The 703-nt window shown below is 66.1% G+C and carries 1 protein-coding gene; it reads left to right on the top strand.

Features of this window, described 5'->3' with window-relative positions:
* Nucleotides 1-127 precede the first annotated feature (127 nt).
* On the top strand, nt 128-703 hold a 576-nt coding region (locus D1614_RS28040; protein ID WP_119440484.1), incomplete at its 3' end, for a methyltransferase domain-containing protein.

The following is a 703-nucleotide window of genomic DNA, read 5'->3' as shown; positions in this document are numbered from 1 at the left end:
AAAAGCGTACCAACCGGCTGCTGTCCGCCGCGCTGCTGTTCGTCGGCGGCTTCGCGGTCGGCATCATTGCGACGCATGTGCTGGCCTGGATGTCCCGCTACTGACCCGTGTTGAACTCTTGAGCGCCATGGCCGAACCGCCCGTCTTCCAATCCCGTGACGCAGCCGAGCCCGCCTTCTGGGACGAACGCTTCACGCGTGAGCACACCCCGTGGGACGCGGCCGGTGTGCCCGCCGCCTTCCGGCAATTCTGCGAAGCGCAGCCTGCGCCGCTTTCCACACTGATCCCCGGATGCGGGAACGCCTACGAAGCCGGCTGGCTGGCCGAGCGTGGCTGGCCCGTCACGGCCATCGACTTTGCGCCGAGCGCCGTGGCATCGGCCAAGGCTGTGTTGGGCCCGCACGCCGAGGTGGTGGAACTGGCGGATTTCTTCGGCTTTTCGCCGGCTCGCTCGGTCCAATGGATCTATGAACGCGCTTTCCTGTGCGCGATGCCGCGGCGCCTCTGGTCCGACTACGCCGTCCGCGTGGCGAAACTGCTTCCGCCTGGCGGATTGCTGGCCGGTTTCTTTGCCGTGGTGGAAGGCCGTGAAGCGGTGTTGAAGGGGCCGCCGTTCGAGATTACGCAATCCGAGCTGGATGGGCTGCTGCTGCCTGCGTTCGAGCGCGTCAGCGATATGCCTATCGCCGAGGCCGATTCCATT

Source organism: Maribellus luteus, assembly GCF_003576475.1.
Classification (GTDB): Bacteria; Bacteroidota; Bacteroidia; order Bacteroidales; family Prolixibacteraceae; genus Draconibacterium; species Draconibacterium luteum.
Note: the sequence above shows the minus strand (reverse complement) of the source record. Positions and strands in the feature narration are given on the sequence as shown.